Genomic DNA, 15,000 nt, shown 5'->3' on the forward strand with positions numbered 1-15,000 from the left:
TCAATATCCTCCTAGAACATTCCACCTGGTAAGTTTAAACCTTTTGTAAATTTACCCATTGTAGAGTTTGAAAGCTCATCAGCCTTTTTAAGTGCATCATTTGTTGCAGCTAATACTAAGTCTTGTAGCATTTCGATATCTTCTGGATCTACAACTTCTTCTTTAATCTTCACTTCAAGAATTTGCTTGTGACCATTTGCGATAACTGTAATCATTCCGCCGCCAGCTGTACCTTCAACTGTTTTTTCACCAAGCTCTTCTTGTGCTTTCGCCATGTCCTTTTGCATCTTTTGCATTTGTTTCATCATGTTATTCATATTTCCCATTCCGCCACGCATCATAATTAATTCCTCCTAATTATTATTACTCTTTTATTTCAATGAGTTCTTGCCCTACTAATTTCACTGCCTCTTCTATAAGAGGATCTTCCTTTTTCTCTGGGCTTTCTTCAGACTCTCCACCTTCACGTTGTAAAAAGTCTTCACGGATTTTACCCCATTCACTTTTTGGAATGGCAATCATATTTAACCTTTTACTTAGCAATTCAAATAAAGCTTGTTCTACTGTATCCATAGCTTCTCGATTTTCGCTCGCCATCTTACAGTGAATCTCATATTGAAATGCTAAAACGTAAGTGTCATCTGAAGCTGCCACTGGTTCGCTATTTTCTAGTAAAACAGCAAACGCTACTTTGTTATATGATTTGAGTCTTCCTAACAACTCACCCCATACAGCTTTTAATTGTTCTAAATCTTGACGCTTCGCTTGTTTTAATACTTCATTTACACGTCCGACAGGAATCTTCATACTTCCTGTTCTTACCGGCTTTGGTGTTGCACGTGTCTCTCTTACTTCCTGTTGTATACCAGCTGGCACACCGTTCTTTTTAACTTGCTCTAACTCTTTCTCCAGTTGCTGCATCCTGTTCATAATTGCTTGCAAACGATCTGTACCATTTGCTTGCATCATAAACTGTTGACACAATTGCACCATAACAACTTCTAAGAAAATACGCGGATGATTTGTCCACTTCATTTCCTGTTGTCCCTTACTAAGGGTATGAATAATCTCATAGATCACTTCCGGTTGCATTTCTTCACTCAACTTACGGAATTGATCATCTACAATTACTCGTTCCAACATATGTTCTAGTTGCGGTGAAGTTTGATATAAAAGCATATCACGATAATAGTAAATAAAATCCTCCATAAAACGAACTGGATCCTTCCCTTTACTCATCATTTCATCTATGATTTGCAATGCTCTTGATACATCATTTTCACGTATGCATTCTACTAAATTGCCTAAGTATTGCTGAGAAACAGATCCTGTTACGGCCAATACATCTTCTGTCGTAACGGTCTCATCACTATAAGATATAGCCTGATCAATAAGACTAAGTGCGTCACGCATACCACCTTCAGCAGCACGCGCAACAATTTGTAATGCCTCATCTTCCACTTGCGTACCTTCATTTGTCACGACCGTTGATAATCTCTCAACAATATCATTCACTGATATTTTTCGGAATTCAAAACGCTGACAACGTGAAATAATTGTAGGCGGGATCTTATGAGGTTCTGTTGTCGCCAAAATAAAGATAACATGTCCTGGCGGCTCTTCTAAGGTTTTTAAAAGCGCATTGAATGCACCCATAGAAAGCATGTGAACTTCATCAATAATGTATACTTTATATTCTACAGCACTTGGAGCATATTTTACTTTATCTCTAATATCTCGAATTTCATCTACACCGTTATTTGAAGCCGCATCAATTTCTAATACATCTGAAATGGATCCTTGTGTAATTCCTAAACAAGAAGGACATTCATTACAAGGTTCAGCTACCGGAGCATGTTCACAGTTAATTGCTTTTGCAAATACTTTTGCAATTGTCGTTTTTCCTGTTCCCCTCGGGCCAGAAAATAAATAAGCATGTGAAACTTTCTCTTGAAGAAGGGCATTTTGCAACGTTTTTGTCACGTGCTTTTGACCGACTACATCTTCGAACTTTTGCGGTCTCCATGTTCGGTATAACGCTTGGTATGACACGAAAATACGGCCTCCCTCAAAGGTTATTATCTCATTTATTATAACCCATTCTGTTTATAGATTCCAAAAGTTATTTTCTATACAAAAAACTCACCTTTGTATTAAGGTGAGTTTTGTATACATATATAACTGCCGTGCACCCTCCGTCGATTACGTACCATAAGCGTTACTCAAGCAGTTAGCTCGGTTCAGGCACTCCTGCGGCACACGAGAAGACCCGCTTATTGCTGCTTCCTTCCGGACCTGACAAGGTTCACGGGGTCCCGTTGCGCAGGACCCAAACGTCAACACCACTTACTTAAGGCAGACCTTACAGCAACATAACCTCGAGAGGGGATTCGGCCTCGCTAGAGCGGATTGCGAGTATAGGGCACCGCTACCTCCCCGCTTAGCACGGCAAAGTTAAAACCAATATTCGGTTGCCTTCATTAAAGGCATTATCAGTATAACTTGTTTCTTTATAAAATGCAAATACGTTAGTTCCCAGTATTCTTCTCTAATTTTTTTATTGCTTTTCTTTTTTTACGAAGCTCTCTAAAAAAGCTTGTTAACAACGTACCGCATTCTTCCTCTAGTACACCAGATACTACTTCACATTGATGATTGAAGCGTTCATCCGTTAAAAGATTCATCAATGTCCCTGCACATCCGCCCTTCGGATCACTTGCACCATATACAACTCGCTTCACTCGTGATAAAACAATTCCACCTGCACACATTGGACAAGGTTCTAATGTTACATACAGTGTTGCATCTTCTAAACGCCATGTCCCTAATTTTTTACACGCCTCATCTATCGCTAGCAACTCAGCATGAGCTATTGATCTCTGCTCAGTTTCCCTTAAATTATGGGCAACACTAATTACCTCACCATCTAACACTATAACTGCTCCAATTGGTACTTCCTGTATTTCCTCTGCCTTTTTAGCTTCTTCTATCGCTAATTGCATAAAATAAATATCTTGATCTTGTTCCATAACATAGTCCTTTCATTACAAATAAAGTACACTTATTTCCATTTACTACACAGGGGATAACTTTTACAAATTCAATCCACCCTAAAAGAAAAAAGAGAGGGGATTACATATGAAAAATACCGCCTTGCTCATTATCGATATGATTAATGACTTTCAATTTTCCCACGGACCCATTCTAGCTAAAAAATGTGAAATTATAACAAACCCTATTTTACAATTAAAGAAAAAAATGAAATCCTTCGGCTGTCCTATAATTTACGTTAATGACCATTATCAACTGTGGAGATCTGATATCGACCAACTTATTACTCATTGTACAAATGAATATAGCGAAAACATAATCCATAAGATTGCTCCAAGTTCTGATGATTACATTTTTATTAAACCACATTATTCCGCTTTTTATGAAACACCTTTAAATTCATTACTAGGTTATTTAAAAATAGAAAATCTAATATTAACAGGGGTTGCCGGAAATATATGTATCCTATTTACAGCTAATGATGCTCATATGAGAAATTATACATTGTATGTACCAGAGGATTGTATCGCCTCTAACAACGACCAAGATAATATACATGCTTTAAAAATAATGGAAACTACATTGAAAGCAACTATAACATCATCAACCAAAATAAAATTTAATTAATACATATATCTATTTTCTAACTTTTTATATCAAATTAACCCGCTCGCTTCCCTCTTGTGCTACAATAATTCTGTTTTGTGTTTTTAGTAGTCACGGTAAATCACTGATTGAAAGGAGGAAACAGCGTGACCGGAGTACCATTTATCACGGTTGAAGGACCAATTGGTGTTGGAAAAACTTCACTTGCGAAGGAAATTTCAACTCACATGCAACTCCACTTACTAAAAGAGATTGTTGATGAAAATCCCTTTTTAGGAAAGTTCTATGAAGACATCGACGAATGGAGTTTTCAAACAGAGATGTTCTTTCTTTGTAATAGATACAAACAATTAGAAGACATTAACATAAAGTATTTGAATCAAAGGAAACCAGTAGTAGCGGATTACCATATCTTTAAAAATTTAATTTTTGCATCCCGCACATTAAAAGACTCCCAATATGACAAATACATGCAAATTTATCGTATCCTTACACAAGATATGCCTGTGCCAAATGTCATTGTTTATTTAACAGCTAGCCTAGAAACATTGCAAAAACGAATCGCCATGCGCGGAAGAGAATTTGAAAAAAACATGGATCCAAATTACTTACTACAGCTCACAAAAGATTATGAAACAGCAATGGATGCTTTTAAAAAAGATCATCCGGAAATACCAGTATTGAAATTTAATGGAGACGATATGGATTTTGTAAAAAATCCTGATGATTTAAACGTCATCCTATCTGCCCTTCAAAATACTCTCTTAAAGGAGTCGAAATAATAATGAATTTAAGGCAAAAATATGATATACCCAATGACGCAGTAATCACTATCGCCGGAACGGTAGGTGTGGGTAAATCAACTATGACAACTGCATTAGCTAATGCTTTAGGTTATCGCACATCATTTGAAAAAGTAGATTCCAATCCATATTTGGACAAGTTCTATGCGGACTTCACTCGCTGGAGCTTCCACCTACAAGTGTACTTTTTAGCAGAACGATTTAAGGAACAAAAAAGAATTTTTGAATATGGTGGCGGTTTTGTTCAAGATCGTTCCATTTACGAAGACACTGGAATTTTCGCAAAGATGCATCATGAAAAAGGAACAATGACGGAAACTGATTATGAAACATACAAAGGTTTATTTGACGCTATGGTCATGACTCCTTACTTCCCTCATCCAGACTTATTAATTTACTTAGAAGGTTCTTTCGATGATATTGTCGATCGTATTCAAGAACGCGGGCGCCCAATGGAACAGCAAACACCAATTGAGTACTGGAAAGAAATGCATGGACGTTATGAAAACTGGATTAACAACTTTAATTCATGCCCTGTATTACGCTTAAATATTAATGAGTACGATATTTTAAAAGATGGTGATTCAATCGAACCAATCATTAAAAAAATTGGCCATTTTTTAAAACAAACACGTAAACTTGTAAAATAAAAAACCCGTGCATATGCACGGGTTTTCCTATTAAATTACTTCTTCTTTGTTGGAGCAATAATTTCACTCTCAGGTTTTCCTGCGTTAATGCGCTGACGAACAGTACTTGTACTAATATCGTATGCTTCAGCAATCTCTTTAACAGTCATTTCTTTCCCGTTAATTACTGCCGTTAATACTTTACCTGTACGTTTTGGAGCCGCCGCTTTCTTTACAGCTGCTTTTTTAACTTGTTTTGGCGCCTCTACTTTACTCCTAGCTTGTTTTACATCACAAGTACAACCACAAAGTTTACGGAATGTATCATCACTAATAATGCGTGATACGTTTGCACCACTGTTTAAAATTCTATTGTTCTTACAGACAGGACATTGTACATAATATAAAGTTTTTCCATCTAAAGGAAACGTTTGTATAATAAGATCCATGTTGACTCCTTTCATATCTATGAAGATAATCATCGGAATATGAGTGTGTAATAAGGACAAAATTACCTTACACCATACTTTATGATTGGTTTTAAAATAAAAACTCGTTACGTGTTGGTAACGAGTTCTCCAATCTCCACTTATATGCGCTGTTGTCAATTATATCTGGAGGAGGTAGAGGGATTCGAACCCCCGCGCGACTCTCGCCGCCTGTCGGTTTTCAAGACCGATCCCTTCAGCCAGACTTGGGTATACCTCCATATTGACATCAAATATAATATCAAAAGAAAAACAGTTAGTCAACCCTACTAAAATAAATTATGAGGAAAGGAAAATTTTACTTTTCCCTTCCTACATTACAGTACTGACAACGCTCATAATTACCAATCACTCATACCGATGAATGTTTAAATTTACTTAATAACTGTTTTTCCTCCCATATAAGGGCGAAGAACTTCTGGAATTATAATTGTACCATCTTCTTGTTGGTAGTTCTCTAAAATAGCTGCAACCGTACGTCCGATTGCAAGACCAGATCCATTTAATGTATGAACATGTTCTGGTTTTCCATTTGGCTCACGGCGGAAACGGATATTTGCACGTCTCGCTTGGAAAGCTTCAAAATTACTACAAGAAGAAATTTCACGATATGTGCCATAGCTTGGAATCCATACTTCAATATCGTATTTCTTCGCTGCTGTAAATCCTAAATCGCCTGTGCACATGCTCATAACGCGATATGGCAACTCTAATAATTGTAACACGCGTTCTGCATCATTTGTTAATTTTTCTAATTCTTCATAAGAATCTTCTGGTTTTACGAACTTCACAAGCTCTACTTTATTGAACTGATGCTGGCGAATTAAACCACGTGTATCACGACCAGCTGAACCTGCTTCAGAACGGAAGCAAGAGCTAAATGCAGCATATCTTATAGGCAATTGCTCTTTATTTAAAATCTCATCACGATGCATATTCGTTACAGGTACTTCAGCTGTTGGAATTAAGAAGTAATCTTCACTTTCAATACGGAATGCATCTTCTTCAAACTTTGGAAGTTGTCCTGTTCCCGTCATACTTGCACGGTTTACCATATATGGAGGTAATACTTCTTCATATCCATGCTCATCAGTATGAAGATCAAGCATAAAGCTAATTAAAGCACGCTCTAATCTTGCACCAGCACCTTTGTAAAATACGAAGCGGCTTCCTGTTACTTTCCCAGCGCGTTCAAAATCTAAAATTCCTAAATCAGTAGCAAGATCCCAATGTGGTTTTGGCTCAAAAGTAAATTCTTTCACTTCTCCCCAAGTACGTGCTACTACATTATCATCCTCTGTTTCACCAACTGGAGCAGATTCATGAGGGATATTTGGAATAGATAACATTAATCTTTCTAAGTCTTCTTCAACTGTACGAAGTTTGTTATCAAGATCCTTTACTTTTTCTCCAACCTCACGCATTTCTAAAATTAGAGCCTCTGCATCTTTCTTTTCGCGCTTTAATACAGAAATTTGTTGAGATACTTCGTTACGTTTACTTTTTAATTCTTCTGTCTGAACAAGTAGTTCTCTTCTTCTCGTATCAAGTTCTTCAAAACGGCCGAAATCAGTTAAATCTTCGCCTCTATGCTGTAATTTCGCTTTTACTTCTTCAAAGTTTGTACGTAAAAATTTAATATCAAGCATTATATACTCCTCCTTTTATTTTATAAAACACAAAAAACTCCCGTCCCTATATAAAGGGACGGGAGTTAACCCGCGTTGCCACCCTAGTTGAAAGCATTACCGCTTTCCTCTCAAGTAGAAATAACGGCTCTTCACCGGGAATGCTTACTAATCCAAAAGATATTCCACATTCCATTCCAGGATGGATTCACAAACTGTTTCTATCGATTTCCACCAACCATCGACTCTCTATAAGAAACGACATTTGTTACTATTTCCTATCAACACGCTTATTTTATAAAATTGTTACCATCAATTTACTATAATCTTATACAAGTTGCAAGTTACTTATACAACTTTTTTCATTTTCGCTTCTTTTACCATTTCAACAAAGTATGCTGTCACACGATGATCATCTGTTAATTCCGGATGGAATGAAGCAGCTAAAAACTGATCTTGTCTTACCGCTACCATTCGGTCACCATGCTTAGAAAGCACTTCAACATTATCAGCTACTTCTACAACATACGGCGCACGGATAAATACACCAATGAAGTCTTCACCCACGCCTTCAATTGAAAGCGCAGCTTCAAAACTATCCTTTTGGCGTCCGAACGCATTGCGCTCAACTGTAATATCCATAGCACCAATATGTGCTTCTTCATAGCCAATAAGTGTTTTCGCAAGAAGAATCATCCCTGCACATGTACCAAACATTGGTTTACCAGACTTTGCAAATGTACGAAGTGGTTCCATGAAAGCATACTTATCAATAAGACGGCGCATTGTTGTACTTTCACCGCCTGGTAAAATAAGACCATCAATCTCTTCAAGTTGCTCTATACGCTTTACAACAACAGCTTCTGCACCACTTGCTTCAACTGATTTTACATGCTCACGAACTGCACCTTGAAGACCTAGTACACCGATTTTCACCATTTTAAAGTTCTCCTTTAATTACCATCCACGCTCTTGCATGCGTTGTTCTGGTAATAACGTTGAAATTTCGACACCCTTCATTGCATTACCTAATCCTTTAGAAAGGCTTGCAATTAGTTCGTAATCTTCATAATGAGTCGTTGCTTCAACGATTGCACGTGCAAATTTCTCTGGGTTTTCTGATTTGAAGATACCAGATCCAACAAATACCCCATCAGCACCAAGTTGCATCATTAATGCTGCATCTGCTGGTGTTGCTACACCACCTGCCGCAAAGTTTACAACTGGTAAGCGACCAAGACGTTTAATTTCAAGTAATACTTCGTAAGGAGCGCCAGTATTTTTTGCATATGTCATTAACTCATCTTCACGTAGACTCGCAACTTGACGGATTTCTGCATTGACTTGGCGCATATGACGCACTGCCTCTACAATGTTTCCTGTTCCTGGTTCACCTTTTGTACGAAGCATAGATGCACCTTCTGCAATACGACGTGCAGCTTCTCCGATATCACGGCAACCACATACAAATGGAACTGTGTAATCACGTTTATTTAAATGGTATACTTCATCAGCAGGAGTTAATACTTCACTCTCATCGATATAGTCTACCCCTAATGATTCTAATACACGTGCTTCTACAAGGTGACCGATACGGCATTTTGCCATAACCGGAATTGACACCGCACCCATAACTTCTTCAACAATTGTTGGATCTGCCATACGAGAAACGCCACCTGCTGCACGAATATCTGCTGGTACACGCTCTAATGCCATAACGGCAACTGCGCCTGCCTCTTCTGCAATTTTTGCTTGTTCAGCGTTAACTACGTCCATAATAACGCCGCCTTTTTGCATTTCTGCCATTCCACGTTTTACACGTTCTGTCCCTGTTACATTTGTCATGTACAAAAACCCCCTAGGTGAATTGCTTTCCCCCGTTAAAGGCGAAAATTAAGAATACTCTTACATTCTACCACTAACTATCAGATGCTTGTCTACTACTTTTTCATAAAGTCGGTATGAAAAATAGGAATAAAAAAAAGCTCCTATCATGAGGAGCTTTTAAAACCAACCTTTTACTGTATCAACAGCACTATTCCACATGCCACTAAAGAATGAACCAATTCCGCGCATAGCACGAGTAAACCAGTTTGCTTCTTCTACTTCAGATGTTGTTACAAGATCCACTTGCAGTGACTTACCAGTTAAAAATCCAGGGTCGTTTGTATCTTTTGGCGTAATTACCATTTGACCAAGCGCAGCTCCCTTTTTAATAGGTGCTTCTTGTCCCTTGCTTGATTCTTTTAATTCCGTTTTATAAACATCTTTACTTCCTTTTGGCACTGGAAGTGAAATAGCTTGTTTCGTTTGAACTGCTACATCTTTATCTTTCGCATTTTCTACTCGTACTGTTTCTTGTCCTTTTACTGAAGAACCTTTTTTATACATTTGTTTTACTTCAAAGTTAGCAAATCCATAATCATATAGCTTCTTTGTTTCATCAAAACGTGCTGTATGAGAACTTGTTTTAATAACTACAGAAATAAAACGCATTCCGTTTCTTTCAACCGTACCAGTGAAGCAATCTCCTGCCTCTGGAGTTGAGCCTGTTTTTAGGCCGTCTACGCCATCATATTCTTTAACTAAGCCCTTTAACATCCAGTTCCAGTTCGACATTGCAAACTTCTCTTTTTCTGGACGGAATTCTTTTTTAGGGATTTTTGCTGTATCTAACACTTTTGGATAATCTTTAATTAAATGTTGTGCTAAAGTTGCAACATCCTTTGCAGACATTTTATTTTCTTCATCCGCTGTTGTTCCTTCAGGATGCATTCCCTTTAAATCTTTATTCGTTAAACCTGTAGAATTGACAAATTTATAATTTTTCAACCCTAGTTCTTTCGATTTATCATTCATCATTTTTACGAAGTCTACTTCTTTACCTGCAATTGCTTCTGCTAATGCAATTGTTGCACCATTTGCAGAAAAGATTGCCATTGCCTCGTATAACTCTTTTACTGTATAAGAGCCACCATTTTCTAATGCAACATTTGATAATGAAGCATCTTGTGAAACCTTATATGCATATTCAGAAACCTTAATTTTCTGGTCCCACTTAAGTTTTCCTTTATCCACTGCTTCGTGAACTAAATATTCACTCATCATCTTTGTCATACTAGCAATGGATAATAATTCATCTGCATTCTTTTGATATAAAATTTTCCCAGAATTCGCTTCTACTAAAATTGCCGCACCTGCTTCAATGTTTAAAGCGGCTCCTGTTTCAGCTGATGCATTGCTATATGGCATAAAAATGCTACAAGCTAGTGTAAGCACTGTTACCAAAGCAATGAATCTTTTGCAAAACATACCTTTCACTTTTGCTACCCCCAATATCTATGTACTCACATAACCGTTATTCTAACATAATCAAAAAAAAATAGACAGAGATATCAAATCTCTGTCTATTTGTATATAAGACATTATAATGAGTAGTTTGGAGCCTCTTTTGTAATTTGTACGTGATGAGGATGACTTTCACGTAAGCCAGCACCTGACATACGAATGAATTGTGCATTTTCGCGTAAGAATTCTAAATCCTGTGCTCCGCAATATCCCATACCTGCACGTAAGCCACCAACTAATTGGTGAACTGTATCTGCTAAAGGTCCTTTATATGGTACTCGTCCTTCAATACCTTCTGGGACAAGTTTTTTATTGCCTTCTTGGAAGTAACGATCTTTACTTCCTTTTTCCATCGCACCGACAGAACCCATACCACGATACACTTTAAATTGACGACCTTGGTAAATTTCAGTTTCTCCAGGGCTTTCTGCAACACCTGCAAACATGCTACCTAGCATAACAACATGTGCTCCTGCCGCTAAAGCTTTCACCATATCACCAGAGTACTTAATACCGCCATCAGCAATAACTGGAATGCCGTGTTTACGAGCTTCTGTTGCACAATCATAAACCGCAGTTAATTGTGGTACACCAACACCGGCTACAACGCGTGTTGTACAAATAGAACCTGGTCCAATACCAACTTTAACTACGTTTGCACCAGCTTCAATTAGTGCTTTCGTTGCTTCAGCAGTAGCAACATTTCCAGCGATAATATTTAGTGATGGATATTTAGCACGAACTTCTTTTACCTTATCAATAACACCTTTAGAATGCCCATGTGCTGTATCAAGTACAATTGCATCTACACTAGCTTTTACTAATGCATCGATGCGAAGCATAGCATCCGCTGTTACACCAACTGCTGCTCCAACTAATAAGCGTCCTTGCTTATCTTTAGCAGAGTTTGGGAATTCAATTACTTTTTCAATATCTTTTATTGTAATAAGCCCTTGTAATACACCGTTATTATCAACAAGAGGGAGTTTTTCAATTTTATACTTTTGTAGGATCTTTTCAGCTTCTTCCAGTGTAGTACCAACTGGAGCTGTAATTAATTGTTCTTTTGTCATTACGTCAGAAATTTTGATTGAGTAGTCTTGGATGAAGCGCATATCACGGTTTGTAATAATACCAACTAATTTTCGCTCATCTAAATTATTTACAACCGGTACACCTGAGATACGATATTTTCCCATAAGATGTTCTGCATCATATACTTGATGTTCTGGAGTTAAGAAGAAAGGATCTGAAATAACGCCGCTTTCAGAGCGCTTTACTTTATCAACTTGCTCTGCTTGTTGCTCAATAGACATATTCTTATGAATAATTCCTAAACCACCCTGGCGAGCCATTGCAATAGCCATGTCAGCTTCTGTTACTGTATCCATTCCTGCACTAATTAACGGGATGTTTAGCTGTAAGCTTTCAGATAAAACTGTTTTAACACTTACTTCTCTTGGTAATATATCTGACCTAGCTGGTACAAGTAATACATCATCAAAAGTCAAACCTTCTTTAACAAATTTAGATTCCCACATAATTGTTCCCCCTATGATACCAGAAATTATTATTAGTAGCTTATCAATTGGTTAAAATACTGTCAAGGACGTATATATATGTTAGAATTTTTAGACAATAAAAGGAGCGTAATATATGCATCAAACATCTTGTACTTGGCAGCAGTTAAGTTTCTTTTTTTCATCTCAAAACGTACAACGTTATCTTGCCCGTTGTTACGAAAAATCCTCTATTCAGGATGCCGAAAAAAAAAGTTTTGAAAATTGTTATCCCTTTATTTATTACTTAGAACACGGGAAAAATTATTATGAATTATATAAGACAGCTCCATTTTCCATTCAACCAATGTTGTTATTTTATGGAATTAGTCAACTTTTTAAAGCATGCCTACTAACTATTGACCCTAACTATCCTGAATCCACTACTGTTTTAGCTCATGGCGTTACAACTCGCAAACGAAAAAAACAAGGGTATCAATTTTTAGAAGATGAGGTGAAGGTACAAAAAAACGGATTATTTACTCATGTTGCAGAACAACTGTTTCACATGAAACACTTAGAAGCAGAAAAATTTAACATGTTAGAACTAATGGGAAATATTCCAGAATTACAAAATTTATTTCGTTATAGTCAGAAAGGATCAACTTTATATAAAATCGATTCAACAATTAAAAATGAGCTCTCCTTTTCAGTCAACCTACTAGATCGATTACATATGACTAAAGAGAGATTTTCTCGTTACATTGAAACATCTTGTAAGCATTTATCAATACAGCACGTACCTGAGAAGACTAATGAATCGAATTTACTTTTTACGGCGCCCATTCAATCATGGAATCCTATGTACAGTACTCCTTTATACTATGAACATCTTACTAATACTTATTATTTGCCACTTACGACTGATCCTAGAAATCCTAAGCCAATATTACCTGAACTCCTCATTCATTATTTATTGCTCTATAATTTAAGCATGATTTCTAGGTATGAAACAGATTGGTGGTATGACTTACTTGGCAGTTATGGTTCTGAAGATTATCCATTTATTTATCAACTTCTAAGTATTTCTGCTCAAAAAATCCCTTACTATATTTCAAATTTTTTATTAATGGAACCAAATCTATTTCATGGAAAATAAAAAAACACAAGTCAAATGACTTGTGTTTTTAGTTGCTTGGCGACGTCCTACTCTCACAGGGACAAGGTCCCAACTACCATCGGCGCTAGAGAGCTTAACTTCCGTGTTCGGTATGGGAACGGGTGTGACCTCTCTGCCATCATCACCAAACTATGAAGGCATATTCCTTCAAAACTAGATAACATTTGCTACATATTATATGGTTAAGTCCTCGATCTATTAGTATTCGTCAGCTCCACATGTCACCATGCTTCCACCTCGAACCTATCAACCTGATCATCTTTCAGGGATCTTACTAGCTTACGCTATGGGAAATCTCATCTTGAGGGGGGCTTCATGCTTAGATGCTTTCAGCACTTATCCCTTCCGCACATAGCTACCCAGCTATGCCCTTGGCAGAACAACTGGTACACCAGCGGTGCGTCCATCCCGGTCCTCTCGTACTAAGGACAGCTCCTCTCAAATTTCCTACGCCCACGACGGATAGGGACCGAACTGTCTCACGACGTTCTGAACCCAGCTCGCGTACCGCTTTAATGGGCGAACAGCCCAACCCTTGGGACCGACTACAGCCCCAGGATGCGATGAGCCGACATCGAGGTGCCAAACCTCCCCGTCGATGTGGACTCTTGGGGGAGATAAGCCTGTTATCCCCGGGGTAGCTTTTATCCGTTGAGCGATGGCCCTTCCATGCGGAACCACCGGATCACTAAGCCCGACTTTCGTCCCTGCTCGACTTGTAGGTCTCGCAGTCAAGCTCCCTTATGCCTTTGCACTCTACGAATGATTTCCAACCATTCTGAGGGAACCTTTGGGCGCCTCCGTTACACTTTAGGAGGCGACCGCCCCAGTCAAACTGCCCACCTGACACTGTCTCCCGGGTCGATAAGACCCGTAGGTTAGAATTTCAATACAGTCAGGGCGGTATCCCACCAGCGCCTCCACCGAAGCTAGCGCTCCGGTTTCAATGGCTCCCGCCTATCCTGTACAAACTGTACCAAAATTCAATATCAGGCTACAGTAAAGCTCCACGGGGTCTTTCCGTCCTGTCGCGGGTAACCTGCATCTTCACAGGTACTATAATTTCACCGAGTCTCTGGTTGAGACAGTGCCCAAATCGTTACACCTTTCGTGCGGGTCGGAACTTACCCGACAAGGAATTTCGCTACCTTAGGACCGTTATAGTTACGGCCGCCGTTTACTGGGGCTTCAGTTCAGAGCTTCGCTTACGCTAACCCCTCTCCTTAACCTTCCAGCACCGGGCAGGTGTCACCCCCTATACTTCGCCTTACGGCTTCGCAGAGAGCTGTGTTTTTGCTAAACAGTCGCTTGGGCCTATTCACTGCGGCTTTCCGTTAAGAAAGCACCCCTTCTCCCGAAGTTACGGGGTCATTTTGCCGAGTTCCTTAACCAGAGTTCTCTCGCACACCTTAGGATTCTCTCCTCGCCTACCTGTGTCGGTTTGCGGTACAGGCACCTTTTATCTCGCTAGAAGCTTTTCTTGGCAGCGGGGAATCAAAGACTTCGCTCCATAAGGAGCTTCCCCATCACAGCTCAGCCTTCACGATAAGCGGATTTGCCTACTTATCAGCCTAACTGCTTGGACGTGCACAACCAATCGCACGCTTCTTCTATCCTTCTGCGTCCCTCCATTGCTCAAACGATAAAGAGGTGGTACAGGAATATCAACCTGTTGTCCATCGCCTACGCCTGTCGGCCTCGGCTTAGGTCCTGACTAACCCTGAGCGGACGAGCCTTCCTCAGGAAACCTTAGGCATTCGGTGGACGG

Annotated in this window: 13 protein-coding genes, 1 tRNA gene, 2 rRNA genes, 1 other RNA gene and 1 other annotated feature (1 of these 18 running past the window's edge); of the genes, 4 read left to right on the forward strand and 13 right to left on the reverse strand. The window is 38.8% G+C overall.

Annotated elements, in window-relative coordinates:
• Positions 1-11 precede the first annotated feature (11 nt).
• From B9A45_RS01590 to tadA, 4 genes are all read right to left on the reverse strand, one after another.
• Complete coding sequence (locus B9A45_RS01590) at positions 12-338, reverse strand: YbaB/EbfC family nucleoid-associated protein (RefSeq protein WP_014894853.1); 327 nt, start codon at positions 336-338, stop codon at positions 12-14.
• Positions 339-363: 25 nt separating this feature from the next.
• Complete coding sequence (dnaX, locus tag B9A45_RS01595; RefSeq protein ID WP_084063816.1) at positions 364-2,052, reverse strand: DNA polymerase III subunit gamma/tau; 1,689 nt, start codon at positions 2,050-2,052, stop codon at positions 364-366.
• 132 nt (positions 2,053-2,184) lie between these two features.
• An RNA gene (ffs, locus tag B9A45_RS01600) (signal recognition particle sRNA large type) lies at positions 2,185-2,449 on the reverse strand.
• A 79-nt stretch (positions 2,450-2,528) separates the two neighbouring features.
• Entirely contained in the window at positions 2,529-3,029 is a 501-nt protein-coding gene (tadA, locus tag B9A45_RS01605; RefSeq protein WP_000434332.1) for a tRNA adenosine(34) deaminase TadA, read from the reverse strand.
• Between the two features lie 109 nt (positions 3,030-3,138).
• Between tadA and B9A45_RS01615 the strand changes: the two genes are divergently transcribed.
• The 3 genes from B9A45_RS01615 to B9A45_RS01625 all read left to right on the forward strand — a co-directional run bounded on the left by B9A45_RS01615 (position 3,139) and on the right by B9A45_RS01625 (position 5,110).
• Positions 3,139-3,678: a cysteine hydrolase family protein gene (locus B9A45_RS01615; protein ID WP_000798712.1), complete on the forward strand. Its 540-nt coding sequence runs from the start codon at positions 3,139-3,141 to the stop codon at positions 3,676-3,678.
• Between the two features lie 125 nt (positions 3,679-3,803).
• Complete coding sequence (locus B9A45_RS01620) at positions 3,804-4,439, forward strand: deoxynucleoside kinase (protein WP_000148218.1); 636 nt, start codon at positions 3,804-3,806, stop codon at positions 4,437-4,439.
• A gap of 2 nt (positions 4,440-4,441) precedes the next feature.
• A complete protein-coding gene (locus B9A45_RS01625) occupies positions 4,442-5,110 on the forward strand; it encodes a deoxynucleoside kinase (protein WP_001053585.1) in 669 nt (222 codons plus the stop codon).
• A gap of 35 nt (positions 5,111-5,145) precedes the next feature.
• On the opposite strand, the gene B9A45_RS01630 is transcribed toward B9A45_RS01625, so the two are convergent.
• From B9A45_RS01630 to guaB, 7 genes are all read right to left on the reverse strand, one after another.
• Positions 5,146-5,538 (reverse strand): DUF3797 domain-containing protein, encoded by a 393-nt coding sequence (locus B9A45_RS01630; RefSeq protein ID WP_142263037.1) that lies wholly within the window; start codon positions 5,536-5,538, stop codon positions 5,146-5,148.
• A 166-nt stretch (positions 5,539-5,704) separates the two neighbouring features.
• A tRNA-Ser gene (locus tag B9A45_RS01635) sits at positions 5,705-5,797 on the reverse strand.
• Between the two features lie 154 nt (positions 5,798-5,951).
• A complete protein-coding gene (serS, locus tag B9A45_RS01640; RefSeq protein ID WP_084063818.1) occupies positions 5,952-7,226 on the reverse strand; it encodes a serine--tRNA ligase in 1,275 nt (424 codons plus the stop codon).
• A 51-nt stretch (positions 7,227-7,277) separates the two neighbouring features.
• Positions 7,278-7,499 (reverse strand) — a binding site (T-box leader).
• A gap of 54 nt (positions 7,500-7,553) precedes the next feature.
• Positions 7,554-8,144, reverse strand: coding sequence for a pyridoxal 5'-phosphate synthase glutaminase subunit PdxT (pdxT, locus tag B9A45_RS01645; protein WP_000238783.1), 591 nt, complete (start codon positions 8,142-8,144; stop codon positions 7,554-7,556).
• Positions 8,145-8,162: 18 nt separating this feature from the next.
• Positions 8,163-9,050: a pyridoxal 5'-phosphate synthase lyase subunit PdxS gene (gene pdxS, locus B9A45_RS01650; protein WP_000186165.1), complete on the reverse strand. Its 888-nt coding sequence runs from the start codon at positions 9,048-9,050 to the stop codon at positions 8,163-8,165.
• 159 nt (positions 9,051-9,209) lie between these two features.
• Positions 9,210-10,517: a D-alanyl-D-alanine carboxypeptidase DacA gene (dacA, locus tag B9A45_RS01655; RefSeq protein ID WP_125653127.1), complete on the reverse strand. Its 1,308-nt coding sequence runs from the start codon at positions 10,515-10,517 to the stop codon at positions 9,210-9,212.
• A 113-nt stretch (positions 10,518-10,630) separates the two neighbouring features.
• Entirely contained in the window at positions 10,631-12,094 is a 1,464-nt protein-coding gene (gene guaB / locus B9A45_RS01660; RefSeq protein ID WP_000264088.1) for an IMP dehydrogenase, read from the reverse strand.
• Between the two features lie 115 nt (positions 12,095-12,209).
• On the opposite strand from guaB, the gene B9A45_RS01665 reads away from it, so the two are divergent.
• Positions 12,210-13,211: a YaaC family protein gene (locus B9A45_RS01665; protein WP_084063819.1), complete on the forward strand. Its 1,002-nt coding sequence runs from the start codon at positions 12,210-12,212 to the stop codon at positions 13,209-13,211.
• Between the two features lie 34 nt (positions 13,212-13,245).
• Here the strand turns inward: B9A45_RS01665 and rrf are convergent.
• Both rrf and B9A45_RS01675 read right to left on the reverse strand, forming a co-directional pair.
• Positions 13,246-13,361 (reverse strand): 5S ribosomal RNA (gene rrf / locus B9A45_RS01670).
• A 49-nt stretch (positions 13,362-13,410) separates the two neighbouring features.
• Positions 13,411-15,000 (reverse strand): 23S ribosomal RNA (locus B9A45_RS01675) (it continues 1,332 nt past the right edge of the window).

This window comes from Bacillus sp. JKS001846, assembly GCF_900176455.1.
Classification (GTDB): Bacteria; Bacillota; Bacilli; order Bacillales; family Bacillaceae_G; genus Bacillus_A; species Bacillus_A cereus.